At 71.2% G+C, this 16,628-nt stretch carries 14 protein-coding genes; 1 reads left to right on the top strand and 13 read right to left on the bottom strand.

The genetic code is table 11. The features are described 5' to 3' along the window. Positions 1–45 precede the first annotated feature (45 nt). From OG538_RS28065 to OG538_RS28015, 11 genes are all read right to left on the bottom strand, one after another. Positions 46–1,389, bottom strand: coding sequence for a polysaccharide lyase family 1 protein (locus OG538_RS28065; RefSeq protein ID WP_406098175.1), 1,344 nt, complete (start codon positions 1,387–1,389; stop codon positions 46–48). Between the two features lie 75 nt (positions 1,390–1,464). Continuing rightward, on the bottom strand, positions 1,465–2,292 hold the full coding sequence (locus OG538_RS28060; RefSeq protein ID WP_406098173.1) for a rhamnogalacturonan acetylesterase: 828 nt from the start codon (positions 2,290–2,292) through the stop codon (positions 1,465–1,467). A gap of 139 nt (positions 2,293–2,431) precedes the next feature. Beyond that, positions 2,432–3,766, bottom strand: a complete 1,335-nt coding sequence (locus OG538_RS28055) for an ABC transporter substrate-binding protein (protein ID WP_406098171.1) — start codon at positions 3,764–3,766, stop codon at positions 2,432–2,434. Between the two features lie 105 nt (positions 3,767–3,871). Continuing rightward, positions 3,872–5,425, bottom strand: a complete 1,554-nt coding sequence (locus OG538_RS28050; protein ID WP_406098169.1) for a family 43 glycosylhydrolase — start codon at positions 5,423–5,425, stop codon at positions 3,872–3,874. Then, positions 5,422–6,249 (bottom strand): PmoA family protein, encoded by an 828-nt coding sequence (locus OG538_RS28045; protein ID WP_406098167.1) that lies wholly within the window; start codon positions 6,247–6,249, stop codon positions 5,422–5,424. Before OG538_RS28045 ends, OG538_RS28050 begins: the two co-directional genes overlap by 4 nt. After that, complete coding sequence (locus tag OG538_RS28040; protein WP_406098165.1) at positions 6,246–7,532, bottom strand: Gfo/Idh/MocA family protein; 1,287 nt, start codon at positions 7,530–7,532, stop codon at positions 6,246–6,248. The genes OG538_RS28045 and OG538_RS28040 overlap by 4 nt, the downstream gene beginning before the upstream one ends. Positions 7,533–7,537: 5 nt before the next feature. Next, the gene (locus OG538_RS28035; protein ID WP_406098163.1) at positions 7,538–8,458 is read right to left on the bottom strand and encodes a carbohydrate ABC transporter permease; all 921 of its coding nucleotides are present in this window, start codon (positions 8,456–8,458) and stop codon (positions 7,538–7,540) included. Beyond that, positions 8,455–9,384: a carbohydrate ABC transporter permease gene (locus OG538_RS28030; protein WP_406098160.1), complete on the bottom strand. Its 930-nt coding sequence runs from the start codon at positions 9,382–9,384 to the stop codon at positions 8,455–8,457. The genes OG538_RS28035 and OG538_RS28030 overlap by 4 nt, the downstream gene beginning before the upstream one ends. Before the next feature lie 167 nt (positions 9,385–9,551). Next, entirely contained in the window at positions 9,552–11,285 is a 1,734-nt protein-coding gene (araD, locus tag OG538_RS28025) for an L-arabinonate dehydratase (protein ID WP_406098158.1), read from the bottom strand. Further along, a complete protein-coding gene (locus tag OG538_RS28020) occupies positions 11,282–12,184 on the bottom strand; it encodes a dihydrodipicolinate synthase family protein (RefSeq protein ID WP_406098156.1) in 903 nt (300 codons plus the stop codon). Before OG538_RS28020 ends, araD begins: the two co-directional genes overlap by 4 nt. Positions 12,185–12,216: 32 nt before the next feature. Beyond that, positions 12,217–12,873, bottom strand: coding sequence for a GntR family transcriptional regulator (locus OG538_RS28015; RefSeq protein ID WP_406098154.1), 657 nt, complete (start codon positions 12,871–12,873; stop codon positions 12,217–12,219). Between the two features lie 257 nt (positions 12,874–13,130). Between OG538_RS28015 and OG538_RS28010 the strand changes: the two genes are divergently transcribed. Then, a complete protein-coding gene (locus OG538_RS28010) occupies positions 13,131–14,357 on the top strand; it encodes an MFS transporter (RefSeq protein ID WP_406098152.1) in 1,227 nt (408 codons plus the stop codon). Here the strand turns inward: OG538_RS28010 and OG538_RS28005 are convergent. Both OG538_RS28005 and OG538_RS28000 read right to left on the bottom strand, forming a co-directional pair. After that, entirely contained in the window at positions 14,340–15,518 is a 1,179-nt protein-coding gene (locus OG538_RS28005) for a hypothetical protein (protein ID WP_406098149.1), read from the bottom strand. The genes OG538_RS28010 and OG538_RS28005 overlap by 18 nt on opposite strands. Continuing rightward, positions 15,515–16,474 (bottom strand): 5-dehydro-4-deoxyglucarate dehydratase, encoded by a 960-nt coding sequence (locus OG538_RS28000; RefSeq protein WP_406098147.1) that lies wholly within the window; start codon positions 16,472–16,474, stop codon positions 15,515–15,517. Before OG538_RS28000 ends, OG538_RS28005 begins: the two co-directional genes overlap by 4 nt. Between the last annotated feature and the right edge of the window lie 154 nt (positions 16,475–16,628).

Here is a 16,628-nt window from a genome sequence, read left to right as displayed (position 1 = left end):
CGGGCGGGCACCGACGGGGAGCCATTGGTTCGGGGCGGTCGGCCGTCAGGCGCCGGGGATCCGGCCGGCACCTGCCTGGAGACCGACGAGCAGGGGCACGAGCAGCGGGTGGTCGACCCTGGTGCGCAGGACCGGCGTCCAGCCGGCGCCCGTGGTGAGCTGCTCCGCGGGGACGCCGGCGTTGTGGACCGCGACGAGGTCCGTCCTGCGGCCGTTGACGTAGTTGTCCGCGGCGGTGAGCGAGGACTCGGACCACTTCTTGAGGATCTTCGCCTGGTCGAACCCGGCGCCGAGGCTGAACGCGTTGTGCTCGGCGACGAGCTGGGACTTGGCGCCGATGCCGTACGTGTAGCCGTAGACGCTGCCCTTGGTGGCGACGAAGTGGTTGTTGTACGAGTCGACCTGCCCGAAGCGGACTCGGGGCGCGCGCTCGTTCACGTCCTTGAAGAGGTTGTGGTGCAGGGTGACGCGGAGCTTGCCGTTGTCGGTCGCGCCGGCGCCGTCGCTGTTGCCGATGAGCATCGTCTTGTCGTGGTCCTTGAGGACGTTGTACGAGACGGTGACGAGGTCGGCGCCCTTGACGATGTCGAAGAGCCCGTCGTGCTGCTGGTACAGCTCGTCGAAGTAGCGGGGCTGGTCGGCGTCGGGGCGGTCCCCGTCGCTGAAGGTGTTGTGGTCCACCCAGACGTGGTCGGAGCCGTAGACGACGAGGTTGTCGTACTCGGAGTTCCAGTGGCCGGTGTCGCCGTCCGTCGGGTCCCACTGGGGGAAGCAGTCGTAGGTGTCCTCGAACGAGATGTTGCGGACGATGACGTTGGAGACGCCCTGGATCTGGAGGCTGGCGCCGATGACCGTCGCGTCCTTGCCGACGCCGACGAGCGTGGTGTTGGACGGGACGTAGACGTTCACCGCGGCCTTCTGCAGTTTGGCGGAGGCGAGCCGGGCCTCCTCCAGGGGGCCCGACGGCACCTCGTCGCGGCCCCAGGTGGCGGGGTCGTAGGCGGCGAGGTACTTGTCCAGCGTGTAGCCGTCGGTCCGGTACGCCTCGCAGTCGATCGGGGTGCCCGCGGCGTCGGAGTTCCCGTGGACGGTACCGTCGATCTTGATGATCTTCGGCGCGTCGCCCGCGTCCTCGAAGGCGGCGATGAGTTCGGCCCGGTTGCTCACGGTGTAGACGTGGTCGGGGGTGGCGGCGGCACCGCCGGTGGTGGAGCCCTCGGCGGCGGCCCAGCCGTCGTTCTCGGCGAGGACGGCACGGTCGATGCCCTTGTGGTGGACGGGGCCGCCCGGGTGCCCGGTGGCCTGGGCGGGGACGGAGACGGCGAGCGCCAGGGAGGCGCAGCCCATCACCAAGGCAATGGCGCGGGCATGACAGATGCGTGCGGGCATGGCGGATCCTTCGGTGGAGAGATGAGGTGAGGTGAGGTGCGGTGAGGCGAGAAGGAACGGGTGGGGCGGCCGGGGTCAGGCCTGCGGCCAGGTGATCCATTCGAGCGGGATCGCGGAATCGGTGCGCCGTACGTCGCGCGGGGCGAGTACCTTCCCGGCCACGAGGGACCGGGCGACGAGCCGCGCGACCTCGACGGCGCCCCGGGGCCGGAAGTGCGTGTTGTCCTGCCGGCCGTCGGGGTAGTTGGGCGACTCGCCCGGCTCCAGCCAGTCGAAGTACCCGAGCGTGCCGTCGGGTCCGAGCTCCTGCCAGAGCGCCAGCGTGAGCGCCTGGAGGTCGAGCAGGGGTACGCGCTCCTCGGCGGCCAGCGCGCGCATCGCGGCCGGGTACTCGCCGTGGCTGGGCTTCGCCGTACCGTCGGCGGCGAAGCGGCGGCGCTCCACCGGGGTGAGCAGGACCGGCCGCGCCCGGCGCGACCGTGCGCCGTGTACGTACTGGCACAGGTGGTCCTGGTAGGTGGTGTACGGGTCGGTGCCGCGGGCCGGGTCCTCGGTCTTCTCGTCGTTGTGCCCGAACTGGATCAGCAGGAGGTCGCCCTCGCGGACCTCCTCCAGCAGCGCGGCGAGCAGGCCCTCGTCGATGAAGCTCTTCGAACTGCGGCCGTTCATCGCATGGTTGGCGACCGTCAGGGTGCTTCCCAGGAAGTACGGCAGGGCCATGCCCCAGCCGGTCTCGGGTGCCGCGTCGGCGTACTTCTGCGCGGCCGTCGAGTCGCCGGCGATGTGCAGGGTGCGGGGGCGGGGGCGTCCGCCCGGCCCGTGCGCCGCCGCGGCGGTGCCGGTGGCGAGCACGAGGGGGAGCGCGGCGAGGGCGGCCGCGGTCTGCCTGCGGGTGAGTGACACGGTGAAGCTGCCTCTCTCTTGGATGCGCAACGGTGCGTACGCGGGCGTACGGCGGTACGTGGTGCAGGAGGAGAGGGAGCCGGCGGCGGGACGCGACCCATCCGCCGCCGGCCCCCGGTCACCGGGGTGTGGGACCGGATCAGCCGTTGCCGATCTCCTTCCACTCCTTCTGTGCCTTGTTCAGCTCGTCCGCCACCTTGTCCAGGAAGGCCTTGGCCGTGACCTTGCCGAGCAGCAGCTTCTGGAACTCCGGCTCGTTGTCCGCCTTGCTGATGTTGTTCCAGTCCGGCAGGTAGTACGGCAGCTGCACGATCTTGGTGGAGCCGTCGGTGAGGGACTTCGCGGCGAGCTCGGTGGGCTCGGTGGCGCTGATCCACGGGTCCTTGGCGGCCTCGGTGTTCGCCGGGATGGCGCCCGCGGACTCGTTCCACTTGCTGTTCGACTCGTGCGATGCGGCGAACTCGATGAACTTCCAGGCCGCCGTCTTGTTCCTGCTCGACCGGAACAGGCCGAGCCCGTCGACCGGATTGGAGACCTGGACCCGGGTGCCGCTGTCACCGACCGGGTTCGGTATGCCGGCGAACTTCTCCTTGCCCAGCGCCTTCAGGTGGTCCTGGTAGGAGCCCAGGTTGTGGCTCAGCATGCCGATGGTGCCGGTGTCGAACTGGGCGACCATCTTGGTGAAGTCGTTGTTGACGTCGGCGGCGGGCGTCGTCTTCTTGTACAGCGCCACGTACTTCTCCAGCGCGGCGACGTTCTTCGGGTCGTTGAGCGTCGTCTTGTCGCCGCTCCAGAACTCCGTGATGCCGGACTGGCCGTACGAGGCGTCGATCGCCTGGGCGATGGAGCCGGCGCCGCCACGGATCGTGTAGCCGAACTTGTTGTCCTTGGCGGCTGTGAGCTTCTCGGCCGCCTTGTAGAAGTTGGCCCAGGTGGTGGGGGCTTCGAGGCCCGCGGCCTTGAACAGGTCGGTGCGGTACCAGAGGGCGCCGTTGTTGGCGGAGGTCGGCACGGAGTACATGTCGTCGCCCCGGCCGCCGGCGTCCTTGACGCTCGCGACCATGCCCTCGACGAGCTTGCCGTTGAGGGGGGAGCCCTTGATCCGGTCGTTGAGCGGTTCGAGGGCCTCCTGGGAGACCATGTTGGCGAGGTAGGCGGTGCCGACGCCACCGACGTCGGGCAGGCCGCCGCCCGCGATGGCCGTGTCGTACTTGGACTGCACGTCCGCGATCGGGATCGGCACGTACTTGACCTTGATGTCCGGGTACTTCTTCTCGAAGTCCTTGATGATCTCGGTCCAGATGGCGGTGCGCGGACCACCGTTGTTGTCCCAGAAGGTGATCTCGCCCTTGCCGCTGCCCTCGGTGCCGCTGTCGCTGCCGTCGTCACCGCAGGCGGTCGCGGTCAGTGCGAGCACCGCGGCAAGGCAGACAGCGGCCGTGGCACGCCCCCGCTGCGTCTTCGAGATGTTCATGATCGGCTCTTCTCTCTCGGTTCTCTCGGTCCGTGCGCATGAGTGAGGGTTCGGTGGTTCCGGTACCGGCCGGCCGTCGCTCTCGGACGGCCCGGCCGGTACGGGTCAGGGGGTGGTGCGGAATCCGGTGAAGCAGGCCGTCCCGGCCGGCCCCGTCCCGGGTGGTGCGGTGGCGAACAGGCCGAGCAGGGCGCCGACCCAGCGCCACGGCGTCGCGGCGAAGACCTGGCCCGAGGGCCGGAATCCGGACCCGTCCCCGGTGTCGGCGAAGAAGCGGCAGCGGGCACCGGCGGCGACCTCGATCCGGAGCCGGGCCGTGCCGTCAGGGGCCGCCCTGCTGTGTTCGGCGTCGCGTTCGTGTTCGGCGACCGTCTCGGCGTACCGGTGCACGAGGCGTACACCGCCGTCCGCCGACCGCTCCAGGCCGATCCAGCTGAACGCATCCCCGAGCACCGCGAGACCGGCCTTGGCCCCCGCCACCTCGCTGCCGAGCGCGAGCCCGGCCTCGACGGTGAACGTCTCGGCGGGCAGCCGCTGGACCAGCACGTTGGGCAGCGCCCGCAGATCGTGCGCGTACGCCGTCCGTACGCAGCTGAGCCGCAGCCCGTCCCCGCCGTGCTCGACCGTCCAGCCGGGGCGGGGGTTGGCGGTCCACTGCCACTGCCTGCCGTACCGGCCGCCGGGGAAGCTGTCCGCACTGGCCGGGGCCGCGGCGGACTGCTCGGGCGCCGCCGGTTTGGCGTGCACGGGGACGGGCTCGCCCCCGTCGCCGATCACGGGCCAGCCGCCGTCCTCGGCGTCCCATCGCATCGGCTGCAGGTGGACCACCCGCCCGTACGCCCCGCGTTCCTGAAAGTGCAGGAACCAGTCCTCGCCCGCCGCGGTCGTGACCCAGCCGCCCTGGTGCGGCCCGTTGACCTCGGTCCGGCCCTGGGAGAGGACGACGCGCTCCTCGTACGGCCCGAAGAACTCCCGGGAGCGGAAGGCGCCCTGCCAGCCGGTGCTCACCCCGCCGGCCGGGGCGAGGATCCAGAACTCGCCGTCACGCCGGTAGAGCTTGGGCCCCTCCAGGGTGAACCAGCCGGGGATCGTGTCGGCGTCGATCAGGGTCTTGCCCTCGTCGAGGAGCTCCCGTCCGTCGGGGCTCATCCGGTGGCCGGTGAGCCGGTTCTTGATACCGGAGCGCGACTTGGCCCAGGCGTGCACCAGGTAGGCGTCGCCGGTCTCCTCGTCCCACAGCGGGCAGGCGTCGATCAGCCCCTTGCCCGCCTTGACCAGATGGGGCGCGCTCCACGGGCCGCGGATGTCCTCGGCGTTGATCTGCTGGATGCCGTGGTCGGGGTCGCCCCAGAAGATCCAGAACCGCCCGGCGTGGTGCCGCAGCGACGGCGCCCACACCCCGCAGTCGTGCCGGGGCACGGCGAAGTCCGCGGCCGGCTCCAGCCGGTCCAGGGCGTGGCCGATGAGGGTCCAGTTGACGAGGTCGCGCGAGTGCAGGAGCGGCAGTCCGGGGACCCGGCCGAAGCTGGAGGCGGTGAGGTAGAAGTCGTCACCGACCCGCACCACGTCGGGGTCGGACCAGTCCGCGTTCAGCACCGGGTTGCGGTAGGTGCCGTCGCCCAGGTCGGCGGTCCAGGGGCGCTCTCCGACGGCGCTCACGCGGTCACCGCCCGGCGGACGTACGCGGCGGCCCCGTCCCGGTCGAGCCGGCCGTCCGCGACGACGGTGACGACCCGGCGCACGATCGTCGCACCCGCGGGGACGGGGAGCCGACGGGCGGCGGCGAGGGAGGAACCGACGCCCGGGTACTCGGCGGTCCGCACGAACCACGGGTCCCGGCGGGTCTCCTCCGTCGCCCCGGCGAAGACCAGGGTCCAGCCGTCGCCGCTCATCGCCACCCAGTCGGCGGCCCGCCCGTGCACCGCCTCCTCGCCCTCCCCGCTCTCGCTGAACACGATCGGTGCCGCGGACTCCTTGGGCGCCCGCCAGAAGAAGCCGCCGTATCCGGCGCCGGGCCGCCCGTTGGTGGCGGGGCTGCCGATCGACAGGTCCGAGGTGCCCCGGTTGGTGAGCGAGAAGGAGAAGTCCAGCGCCCAGGCGGCTCGGGAGAGTTCGGCGGTGGCGACCGTGCGGTGCTCCCGCAGCAGTTCGGTGTCGCCGGCCTCCCAGCTGAGCTCCTCGACGAACCCGTCCGGGTCCCGGAGCTTCCAGCCGAGGTGGCGCTGGATCCCGTGGTTGTCGAGCGCGGTGGGGCCCTGGTCGCGGACGAAGGTACGGCCGCCCCAGAAGTTGTGCCCGGCGACGTCCGGGACGGCGACCGAGGTGCCCAGGTGGTGGAGGTGGTCGGCCGGACGCTCCTCGGTGACGGGCGTTCCGGCGAGGGTGGTGACCGGATGGAGATAGGGACGGCCGTCGGTGGCGGGGAGATAGGTGTAGCGGCCGACCGGGCGGCCGGCGCAGCTCAGCAGTGCGGTGGTCGTCACGATGAACTCACCTCGGTGGTAGGTCCTGTGCGGGATTCCAGCGCGGGAGAAGGAGCGACGTCCGGTGCCGTCGGGTCCGGGGCGGAGGTGGGAGGGCGGACGGATGGGGCCTCCCCTGGACAGGACCCGCGCGCCCAGGGGGCGCCGAGTTCGGAGAAGAGCGTGAGGTTGTCGGCGCCCGCCTCGACCAGTGCGTCGATGCCACGTACCACCCGGCGGGGGGCGGTGGAGTCGGTCGCGGGCACGGTGTACCAGGCGTCGGCCGGCAGCGCGCGGGGCTCGGCGGCGGTCCGCACGGCCTCGACGACCTCCATGAACGCCCCGGTGCGGTGCGGCGGGACGAGGAGCGCGGCATCCCGCACCAGGTGGTCGACGAGGTTCTCCAGGAGGTCGGTCCTCCCGTGCACCGCCTCCTCGGGGCCGTGTCCGGCGCGCTGGACGAGGACCCGGTCCTGCTTGTACCAGAAGGTGATCCGGCCGCGGTCGCCGTGGACGATCACGTAGGGCTCACCGGCCTGTTCCGCGCAGAGGGTGACAGCGGCGGTGACGGGGACCCCCGCCGTGGTGGTGATGCGTACGCAGGAGGTGTCGTCGGCCTCGATGTCGTGGGCGCGGAAGAGCTCGGTCTCGACTCCGGCGACGTCCTGGGCCGTGCCGCTGCCGGCGAGTTCGAGGGCGGTGGCCACGGCGTGCGCGAGGGGGTTGGTCAGGACCCCGTCGACGACGTCGGTGTCACCGATGCGGCGCCGCCCGGCCCAGGGGGCGCGCCGGTAGTAGGCCTCGTCCCGGACCCAGGCACCGGCGGCCCCGTAGCCCCGGACGGTGCCGATGGCACCGGTGCGCACGAGCTGACGGATGGCGGGCACGGCGTGCGAGCCGAAGGACTGGAAACCCACCTGGCAGGCGATCCCGGCGTGCTGCACTCCGGCCAGGATCCGTTCGAAGTCGGCCCGGGTCGCGGCGGTCGGCTTCTCCAGCAGGAGGTGGACGCCTCGGCCGGCTGCGGTGAGCGCCAGTTCGGCGTGGGTCTGGATCGGGGTGCAGATGACGGCTGCGCGGGCGCCGGTGGAGTCCAGGAGGGCACCGAAATCGGCCGACTGCTCGGGGAGTTCACCGGCGAAGGCGTCGAGTTCACCGGCGTCGAGGGGCATCAGCTCGCAGACTCCGGCGAGCCGGACGAGGCCCTGGTGCTGGAGGCGGCGGATGTTGGCGAGGTGCCAGCGGCCGTGGCCGCGGGCGCCTGCGAGGACGATGGGGACGGGTGTGGTGGGCAGGGACGGCATGTCCGTCACCCCTTCACTGCGCCGGCGCTGAAGCCGGTGATGAGCCACTTCTGGATGAAGGCGAAGACGATCACCACGGGGACCGCGGCGATCACACCGCCCGCGGCGAGCGCGCCCAGGTCGACGCTGTCCGCGCCGATGAGGGTGTTCAGGCCGACCGGGATCGTCTGCTTGTCCTGCTCGCTGAGGAACATGAGCGCGAACAGGAAGTGGTTCCAGCTGTGCACGAAGGCGAAGGAGCCGACCGCGATGAGTCCCGGGCGCAGCAGCGGCAGCACCACCGCACAGAAGGCCCGGAAGCGCGAGCAGCCGTCCACCCAGGCCGCCTCCTCCAGAGAGGTGGGCACGTTCTTGATGAACCCGCTGATCAGGATGATGGAGAGGGGCAGCTGGAACACCGTCTCGGCGATGACCACGCTCCCCAGGGAGTTGATCATCTGGAGGTTCTTGAAGATCTCGAACAGCGGTACGAGCATCAGCGCGCCCGGGATGAACTGCGAGCAGAGCAGCGCCAGCATGAAGGCGTTCTTGATCTTGAAGTTGAAGCGGGCGAGGGCGTAGCCGCCGGCCAGCGCGACGAGCGTCGTGCTGATCAGGGTGCAGACCCCGACGATCATGCTGTTCTGGAAGAAGACCGCGAAGCTGCGCTCGTTCCAGACCTTGGAGAAGTGCTCCCCCGTCATCGGCCAGGGCACCAGCAACGTCGAGCCCGCGGGGCGCACGGCGAACAGGAACATCCAGTAGAACGGGATGAGGGTGAAGACGAGGTAGATGCCGAGCGGCACGTAGATCTGCCAGCGCGGTACGTCGTCGAAGGCGCGTTCTCGGCCGGGCTTGGCGCGCCGGTGGGCGGCCGGGGGGCCGCTGTCCTGGGCGGACGGTCGCGCGGCGTCGGTGCCGTTCTTCTCGGCCAGTGCGGCAGTCACTTGTGGTCGCCTCCGAACTTGCTCAGGCGCAGATAGACGATCGAGCAGAAGAGGAGGATCACGAAGGCGACGGTGGTGAGCGCGGAGGCGTATCCGAAGTCGTGGCCCTCGATGCCGGTGTTGGCGACATAGAGCGGCAGGGTGGTGGTCTCGCCGGCCGGCCCGCCACCGGTGAGGGTGTAGAGCAGGTCGACGTTGTTGAACTCCCAGACACCGCGCAGCAGCGTCGACAGGATGATCGCGTCCCGCAGGTGGGGCAGGGTGATGTGGAAGAACTGGCGCATCCGCCCGGCGCCGTCGACGGACGCCGCCTCGTACAGCTCCTTGGAGACGGACTGCAGGTCGGCGAGGATGAGGATGGCGAAGAAGGGGACTCCGCGCCAGAGTTCGGCGACCGTCGCGGCCCAGAAGACGGTTCCGGTGTCGGAGAGCACGGAGGTGCCGTAGTCGCCGATCCCGGCGTCCGCGAGGTAGCGGCTGAATCCGGTCGAGGAGTTGTAGAGCAGGATCCAGATGGTGCTGGTCAGCACACCGGAGACGGCCCACGGAGAGAAGACCATGGCGCGGGAGATGCCGCGGCCGATGAAGCTCTGGTTGACGATCAGCGCGAGGGCGAGCCCGAGGGTGAGCTGGAGGGCGACCTGGACGACCACCCACTGGGCGCTGAAGCCCAGCGTCGTCCAGAACTGGTCGTCGTCGGTGAAGATCCGGGTGAAGTTGTCGAAGCCCGCGAAGCCGTTCCGCCACGGCTTGGTGACGTTGTAGTTCTGCAGGCTGTAGTAGAAGACGCTGACCACCGGGTAGGCGATGAAGCCCAGCATCAGCAGCCCCGCGGGGGCGATCAGCAGATACGGCAGTCGGCGGGGACTCGCGGAGCGGCGCCTGGGCACCTTGGGCGGTGTGGCCACAGCGGCGGCTTGGGCCATGACACGTCTCCGTTCTCTCTCAGGTACGGGGTGCACGGTGGTGCGTGAGGGTGCTGGGAGGTGCTGCGTTCCGAGCTGTGCGCGGTGATGCGTGTAGTACGCAAGCGCTTACCGCATGAGGTTCGGCATACCGAACAGAGCGGGGCGCCCGAATTCCGTGGGGCCGTTCAGCCGGCGTACGGGTCGGGGACTTCGCCCGGCCGCGCCAGGAAGGCGAAGTCGCAGCCGGTGTCGGCCTGGGTGATCTGGTCGTGGTACAGCGCTCCGTAACCGCGCTCGTACCGGGTGGCCGGCGGGGTCCACTCGGCCCTGCGCCGCGTCAACTCCTCTTCGGGGACGTCGAGATGGAGCAGACGCGACTCGACGTCCAGGGTGATCGGGTCCCCGGTGCGCACGAGCGCGAGGGGCCCGCCGACGTACGACTCGGGAGCGATGTGCAGGACGCAGGCCCCATAACTGGTGCCGCTCATCCGGGCGTCGGAGATCCGCACCATGTCCCGTACACCCTGCTTCAGCAGATAGTCGGGGATCGGCAGCATGCCGTACTCGGGCATACCCGGCCCGCCCTTGGGTCCGGCGTTGCGGAGCACCAGCACATGGTCCGGGGTGAGGGCCAGGGCCGGGTCGTTGATCGTGCGCTGCATCTCCTTGTAGTCGTCGAAGACGACCGCGGGACCGGTGTGGCGCAGCAGATGGGGCTCGGCGGCGATGTGCTTGATGACCGCCCCGTCCGGACAGAGGTTGCCGCGCAGCACCGCCACGCCGCCCTCCTCGGCGAGCGGGTTGTCGCGTTCGCGGATGACGTCACTGTTGTGCACGAGTGCGCCGTCGAGCTGTTCGCGCAGGGTGTCGTGCGCGACCGTGGGCCGGTCCAGGTGCAGTACGTCGGTCAGCCGGGCCAGGAACCCGGGCAGCCCGCCGGCGAAGTGGAAGTCCTCCATGAGGTACTTCCCTCCGGGGCGCAGATTGGCCAGCACCGGGACGGTGCGGGCGATGCGGTCGAAGTCGTCCAGGGTGAGCTTGATGCCGGAGCGGCCCGCCATGGCGATCAGGTGGATGACGGCGTTGGTGGAGCCGCCGAGCGCGAGGACGGTGGCGACGGCGTCCTCGTACGCCTCCGCGGTGAGGATCGACGACAGCTTCCGCTGCTGCCACACCAGTTCGACGATCCGGAGGCCCGACTGCGCGGCCATCCGGTCGTGGCCGGAGTCGACGGCCGGGATGGACGAGGCGCCGGGGACGGTGACACCGAGCGCCTCGGCGGCGGCGGTGAGGGTCGAGGCGGTGCCCATCGTCATGCAGTGGCCGGGTGAGCGGGCGAGCCCGTTCTCCAGTTCGCCCATCTCGCAGTCGCCGATGAGGCCGGCCCGCTTGTCGTCCCAGTACTTCCACATGTCGGTGCCGGAGCCGAGGACCTCGTCGCGCCAGTGCCCCGGCAGCATCGGCCCGGCCGGCACGAAGACCGCGGGAAGGTCGACGGAGGCGGCGCCCATCAGCAGTGCGGGCGTCGACTTGTCGCAGCCGCCCAGCAGCACCGCGCCATCGACGGGGTAGGAGCGCAGCAGCTCCTCCGTCTCCATCGCCAGCATGTTCCGGTAGAGCATCGGAGTCGGCTTCTGGAACGTCTCCGAGAGGGTGGAGACCGGGAATTCGAGCGGGAAGCCTCCTGCCTGCCAGACCCCGCGCTTGACCGCCTGCGCCCGCTCGCGCAGATGGACGTGGCACGGATTGATGTCGGACCAGGTGTTGAGGATCGCGATGACCGGCTTGCCGAGGTGCTCCTCGGGGAGGTAGCCGAGCTGACGGGTGCGGGCACGGTGGCTGAAGGAGCGCAGCCCATCGGTGCCGTACCACTGGTGGCTGCGCAGTTCCTCCGGGGCGATGCGGCCGGTGGGGGTCATATGGACCACCCCGCGACCTGGTCGGCGACCTCGCCGCGCTGCGCCTCGGGCAGCACCCGGCTGGGCGGGCGCACGTCGCGGCGGCACAGGCCGAGCGAGGCCAGGGCCTCCTTGACCACCGTCACGTTGTTGGCGGACTGCCGGTCGGCGCGCAGCTCCTCGAAGCGACGGATCTGCTCCCAGACCTTCATGGCGGCTGGATGGTCGCCGGCCCGCAGCGCCTCCAGCATGGCGATCGAGACGCCGGGGGCGACGTTGACGAGCCCGGAGGTGAATCCGGTGGCTCCCGCGGAGAAGTAGGCCGGGGCGTACAGCTCGGCGAGGCCCGCGACCCAGACGAAACGGTCCAGGCCCGCGTCCCGGGCGAACGCGGCGAAGCGCGCGGCGTCCGGGACGGCGTACTTGACGCCGATGACGTTGGGACAGCTGTCGGCGAGGGCCGCCAGGCACTCACCGTCGAGGTGCGGGTTGCGAATGTAGGGGACGACACCCAGGGCGGGGACGGCCTCGGCGATGGCCCGGTGGTAGTCGATCCAGCCGTCCTGCGAGACGTAGGGGTGGACGGGCTGGTGCACCATCACCATCTCGGCCCCGGCGTCACGGGCGTGCTCGGCGGCGGCGACGGCGGTCGGCACGTCGTGTCCGACGCCCACCAGGATGGTGGCGCGGCCGCCGGCCTCCTCGATCGTCAGCTCGGTGACGGCGCGCCGCTCCTCGGGGCTGAGCGCGTAGAACTCCCCGGTGTTGCCGTTCGGGGTGAGGATGCGTACGCCGCCGTCCAACAGCCTTCGCAGCAGGGCGCGGTGCACCACCGTGTCGATGGTGCCGTCCTCGGCGAACGGGGTCACCGGGATGGCCACGACATCTGCGAGGGCCGCCTTCAGCGGTGTGAGGTCCATGCGGACAGGCCTTTCGTCGGTGTGCTGCTGGTTCACGCCGCCCCGCCCCCGTCTTCGTCGTCGGGGAACGCGCGGCGCACGAACGACGCGATGTGGTCGTGCAGAGCCCCGGCCGCCGCGTCGGCGTCGTCGGCGAGCGCCAGCCGCAGAATCTCCCGGTGCTCGGCCGCCTCCCGCTCCCAGGACGGGATGGCCGACCACGCGACCGTCGACACGAGTGCCGCCTGGTCGCGGACCTCGTCGAGCATCCGGGCCAGCAGCGGGTTGCCGCAGGGGAGGTAGAGCGCCCGGTGGAAGTCCCGGTTGGCGAGCGACCTGTCGGCCTTGTCGCCGGCCGAGTCGGCGCGCTCCAGGGCTTCCTGCGCCGCGTCGAGCGAGGCCTTGCGGGTGATGGAGCGGCGCAGCGCCTCCGGTTCGAGCAGCAGCCGCACGTCGTACACCTCCCGGGCCATGGACGCGTCGACCAGCCGCACGATGGCGCCCTTGTACTGGCTCATGACGACCAGACCCGTTCCGGCGAGCGTCTTGAGCGCCTCACGGACGGGGGTCTTGGACACCCCGAACTGTGCGGCGAGTTCGGTCTCGACGAGCGCCTGCCCTGGTCTCAGCTGCGCCGTGAGGATCGCGTGCTTGATCGCCTCCAGCACGTACTGGGTGCGGGACGGAATCGGGGTGGGCGCAAAGGTCATGAGTGAAGGGCTCTCGCATCTCGCGTATCGCGTCTCATATATGACGTACGAAGTACGACGCGATGAAGCTAGAGGTGCCACGAATGTTTCGTCAACGCTTCTGACGGAAGAACTTCACCGGACTACGACGTGTGCCATACACCGATCTCGGGTCCCGGTCACTCCCGCCGCGCGGCCTACGCCATCCTCCCGATGCCCCGCAACGGCCTTACCGGCCAGCCTGTTTGCGTAACGAGCATGCAGGTCAGGGAGGTTCGATGGGCACGGTGACAGGGTCGGCGACCGGGCGGGTGCTGCGGGACCGCACGGCCGGGCTGTTCCTCGCGGCGGTCGTGGTGTCCGGATTCGGCAGCTCCGCGATGTCGCTGGCCGCCGGCATCTGGGTCAAGTCGCTGACGGGCTCGGACAGTCTGGCTGCGCTCGCGCTCTTCGCCGTCTGGCTGCCGGTGCTCTTCGGACCGCCCCTCGGGGCGGTGGCCGACCGGCTGCCGAGGAAGCCGCTGCTGGTCGGCGCGAACGTCGTCATGGCCCTGCTGCTGACCACGCTGACGGCGGTGGACTCGGCGGGGCGGATCTGGATCCTGTTCGCGGTGCTGCTGGTGTACGGGACCGCCTACGTGGTGACGGACGCCGCCGAGTCGGCCGTGGTCGCCCAGGCCGTGGACGCCGGGCTGGTGGGCGACTTCAACGGCTTGAGGATGACGGCGAACGAGGGGATGAAGCTGGTGGCCCCGCTCACCGGTGCGGCGCTCTACACCCGCTTCGGGGGCGGCGCGGTGGCCCTGCTGGACGCGGCCTCCTTCGCCCTGGCCGCAGGGCTCTACGCCCTGTTGCCGGTGCGCGGGCCGCAGGCGGCAGGGGGCCGCGAGGGCGGGCGGCCCTCCGGGATGTGGCAGGTGTGGGGGTCGCCGGTGCTGCGGCCGCTGGTGCTCGCCGGATCGGTCACGATGCTGTGTGCGGGCGTCAACGGAGCGACGCTGTACGCCGTCGTGGACAGGGTGCTCGACCGCTCACCCGCGTTCGCCGGAGTGCTCTCCGCCGCCCAGGGGATCGGGTCCATCACGATCGGCCTGCTGGCCGGGCCGCTGCTGCGGCGGTTGCCGGAACGGGTCTTCACGGCGTCGGGCATCGCCGTGTTCGCCCTGGCGGTGAGCCTGCGGGCGCTGCCGTACGACACGGTGGCCCTGGTGGCGTGCGGCCTGATCGGAGCGGGGCTGCCGTGTGTGCTGATCGCCGCGATGACAGCGGTGCAGCGGGAGACACCGGACGCGGTCCTGGGCCGGACGGCGGCGGCAGCGGGCACGCTGATGATGGCACCCAACGCGGTGGCGCTGGCGCTCGGCGCGGGGCTGGTCGCGCTGGTGGACGTACGGGTGCTGCTGCCCCTGGTGGGCGCGGTGGCGCTGTTCACGGCGGCATCGCTGATCACGGGCCGGCGGGGGAAGGCCCCCACCGGCCCGCGGGTGTCAGCGGCCGAGACGTGAGAGCGCCTCGGTGACCGCCACCAGGTCCGGGCCGGAGGCCAGCCCCGCGTGATACAGGCGCAGTTGGTTCGCGCCGAGCGAGGCCGCGTGGGCGGCGTCACGCTCCAGTGTGTCCGGGCTGCCGCCCATCCCCCGCACCACGGTGAGGTTGGCCGCGAGGACGCCCTCGCGGCCGGCGAACGGGCCGAGCACGGCCTCGCGCGCCGCGTCACCTCCGGTACAGGGCACCACCACACCGTCCGCCACGGACAGGATGTGCTCCGGGTCGACACCCACGTTGGCACCGGAGCGGTACGACGCGGGGTCGGCGTGCAGCAGCACCTGGAATCCGGGATCCGCGGCCGCGCGCACCGCGGCGACCACCGACTCCTGGAGCCCGCGGGCCACCTCGGCGCGCCACCGGAGGGTGGCGGCTGCGAGATCCGCGCCCAGCAGCTTCTCGACGCCGCCCCATCCCGCTTCCGGAGCACCGGGGCCGGACCACACCGGGTCCAGCGCGCCCCGCACCGCGAGGCGCAGGTCCTCGGGGTCCAGCCCCTGCCGGCCGTATCCGGCCCGGCAGTCGGAGCAGAAGCACAGCGACATCAGGTACTGCGCCGCGTCGCCGAGGCCGACGCCCGCGATCTTGTCGTGGGCGTGCAGATGCGCGAAGCCGTACCAGCCGCACGACTCCAGCTCCGTGCCGCCCGCCCCGCCCCGTACCGCCGCCTCCGCGGCCAGGTCCACCAGATACGCCCGTACCGCGGGCCGGGCGATGCAGGGGGCCCAGGGGTAGCGGTCCCCGTAGGCGTTGACCACGGAGGTCTCCGGATGATCCGCGCCCAGCCGGGAGTTGTGCGCGAGCACGACCCAGCTGTGCACGTCGAGTCCGGCACCGGCCAATGCCTCGGCGGCCTCCGCGTAGGCGTCGCCGGAGTCCACCCAGGACTGGGCGTACGGGTGCAGCTCGCGCCCCGCCCACCGGTCGGCGTCCGGCGGGTAGAGCACCGCGGCGTGCTCGGCCGTGACGATGCGGCGCGAGGGATGGCGCGGGGTCAGTGCCCGGGTGGAGTGGTAGGCGGCGGCGAGCGTCACCTGCTGGACGCCGAGGTCCGCGACGCGGGCAGCCGCGCCGGGGTCCCCGACGATGTCCCAGGGATACAGGAACGCGGAGGTCTTCACCCGTGCTCCTCCGCGCCCCTGCTCTCCAGCAGCGCACGGCCTGCCCCGATGATCTCCGTCAGCTCCTTGATGTGCGCGGCCGGCGGCTCGGTGAGCGGGCTGCGCACCTCGCCGACCTCCAGGCCCTGGAGGCGGACGGCCGCCTTGACCAGCGAGACGGCATAGCCGCGGCCCTTGGCGCGCAGTTCGACGAGCGGTCGGTAGAACGTGTCGAGCAGCGCGTTGACGAGGCCGTCGTCGCCGGACTCCAGGGCGCGGTAGAAGGCCAGCGCGATGTCGGGCGCGAAGGCGAACACGGCGGAGGAGTAGAGCGTGACGCCGATGCCCCGGTAGGCGAGGCCGGTGAGCTCGGCGGTGGGCAGCCCGTTGAAGTACAGGAAGTCCTGCCCGGGCAGCCCGGTGCGGACGGCGCTGACGATGCGCTGCATCAGGTCCAGGTCGCCGTAGCCGTCCTTGAGGCCGATGATGCCCGGCGTCTGCGCCAGCGCGACCACGGTCTCGGGGGTGAAGACGGCGTTGTCGCGCTGGTAGACGATCGTCTCCAGTGCGGTGGCGGCCGCCAGCGCCGTGTAGTGGGCCAGCAGCCCCTCCTGATCGGCGAAGACCAGGTACGGCGGCATGGCCAGGAGCCCGTCAGCACCCGCCTCCTCGGCGAGCTTCGCGAACTGGACCGCCAGGGCGGTGCCGTATCCGGCGCCCGCCACGACGGGCACCACACCGGCGGTCTCCTCGACGGCCGCGGCGACGACGAGGCGGAACTCCTCAGGTGTCAGGGCGTGGAACTCCCCCGTTCCGCAGCAGGCGAAGACGGCCGCGGCACCGGCGTCCACGCCCTGGCGCACGTGTGCGCGGAAGGCATCGAGGTCGACGGAGCCGTCCGGCCCGTAGGCGGTGACGGGGAAGAAGAGCGGCCCGGCGACAGCGGTGAGTCGGGCGGCAAGTGGGGCTGAGGTCACGGGCGCTCCCTGAGCGGTTTCAGGCGTGCACAATTCTGATTAACGTCCATATTCATGAACGCCTTCACGCTAGAGCAGTGGCTGACCCCGGTCAAGGCGTGGCCCTTGGGCGGGCGGCAACGGGGGCCCTTCGGCTGCGCCGCCGTCGCGCTCC

The organism is Streptomyces sp. NBC_01013, assembly GCF_045162765.1.
GTDB lineage: Bacteria > Actinomycetota > Actinomycetes > Streptomycetales > Streptomycetaceae > Streptomyces.
This window is presented reverse-complemented; position numbering and strand designations above follow the sequence as displayed.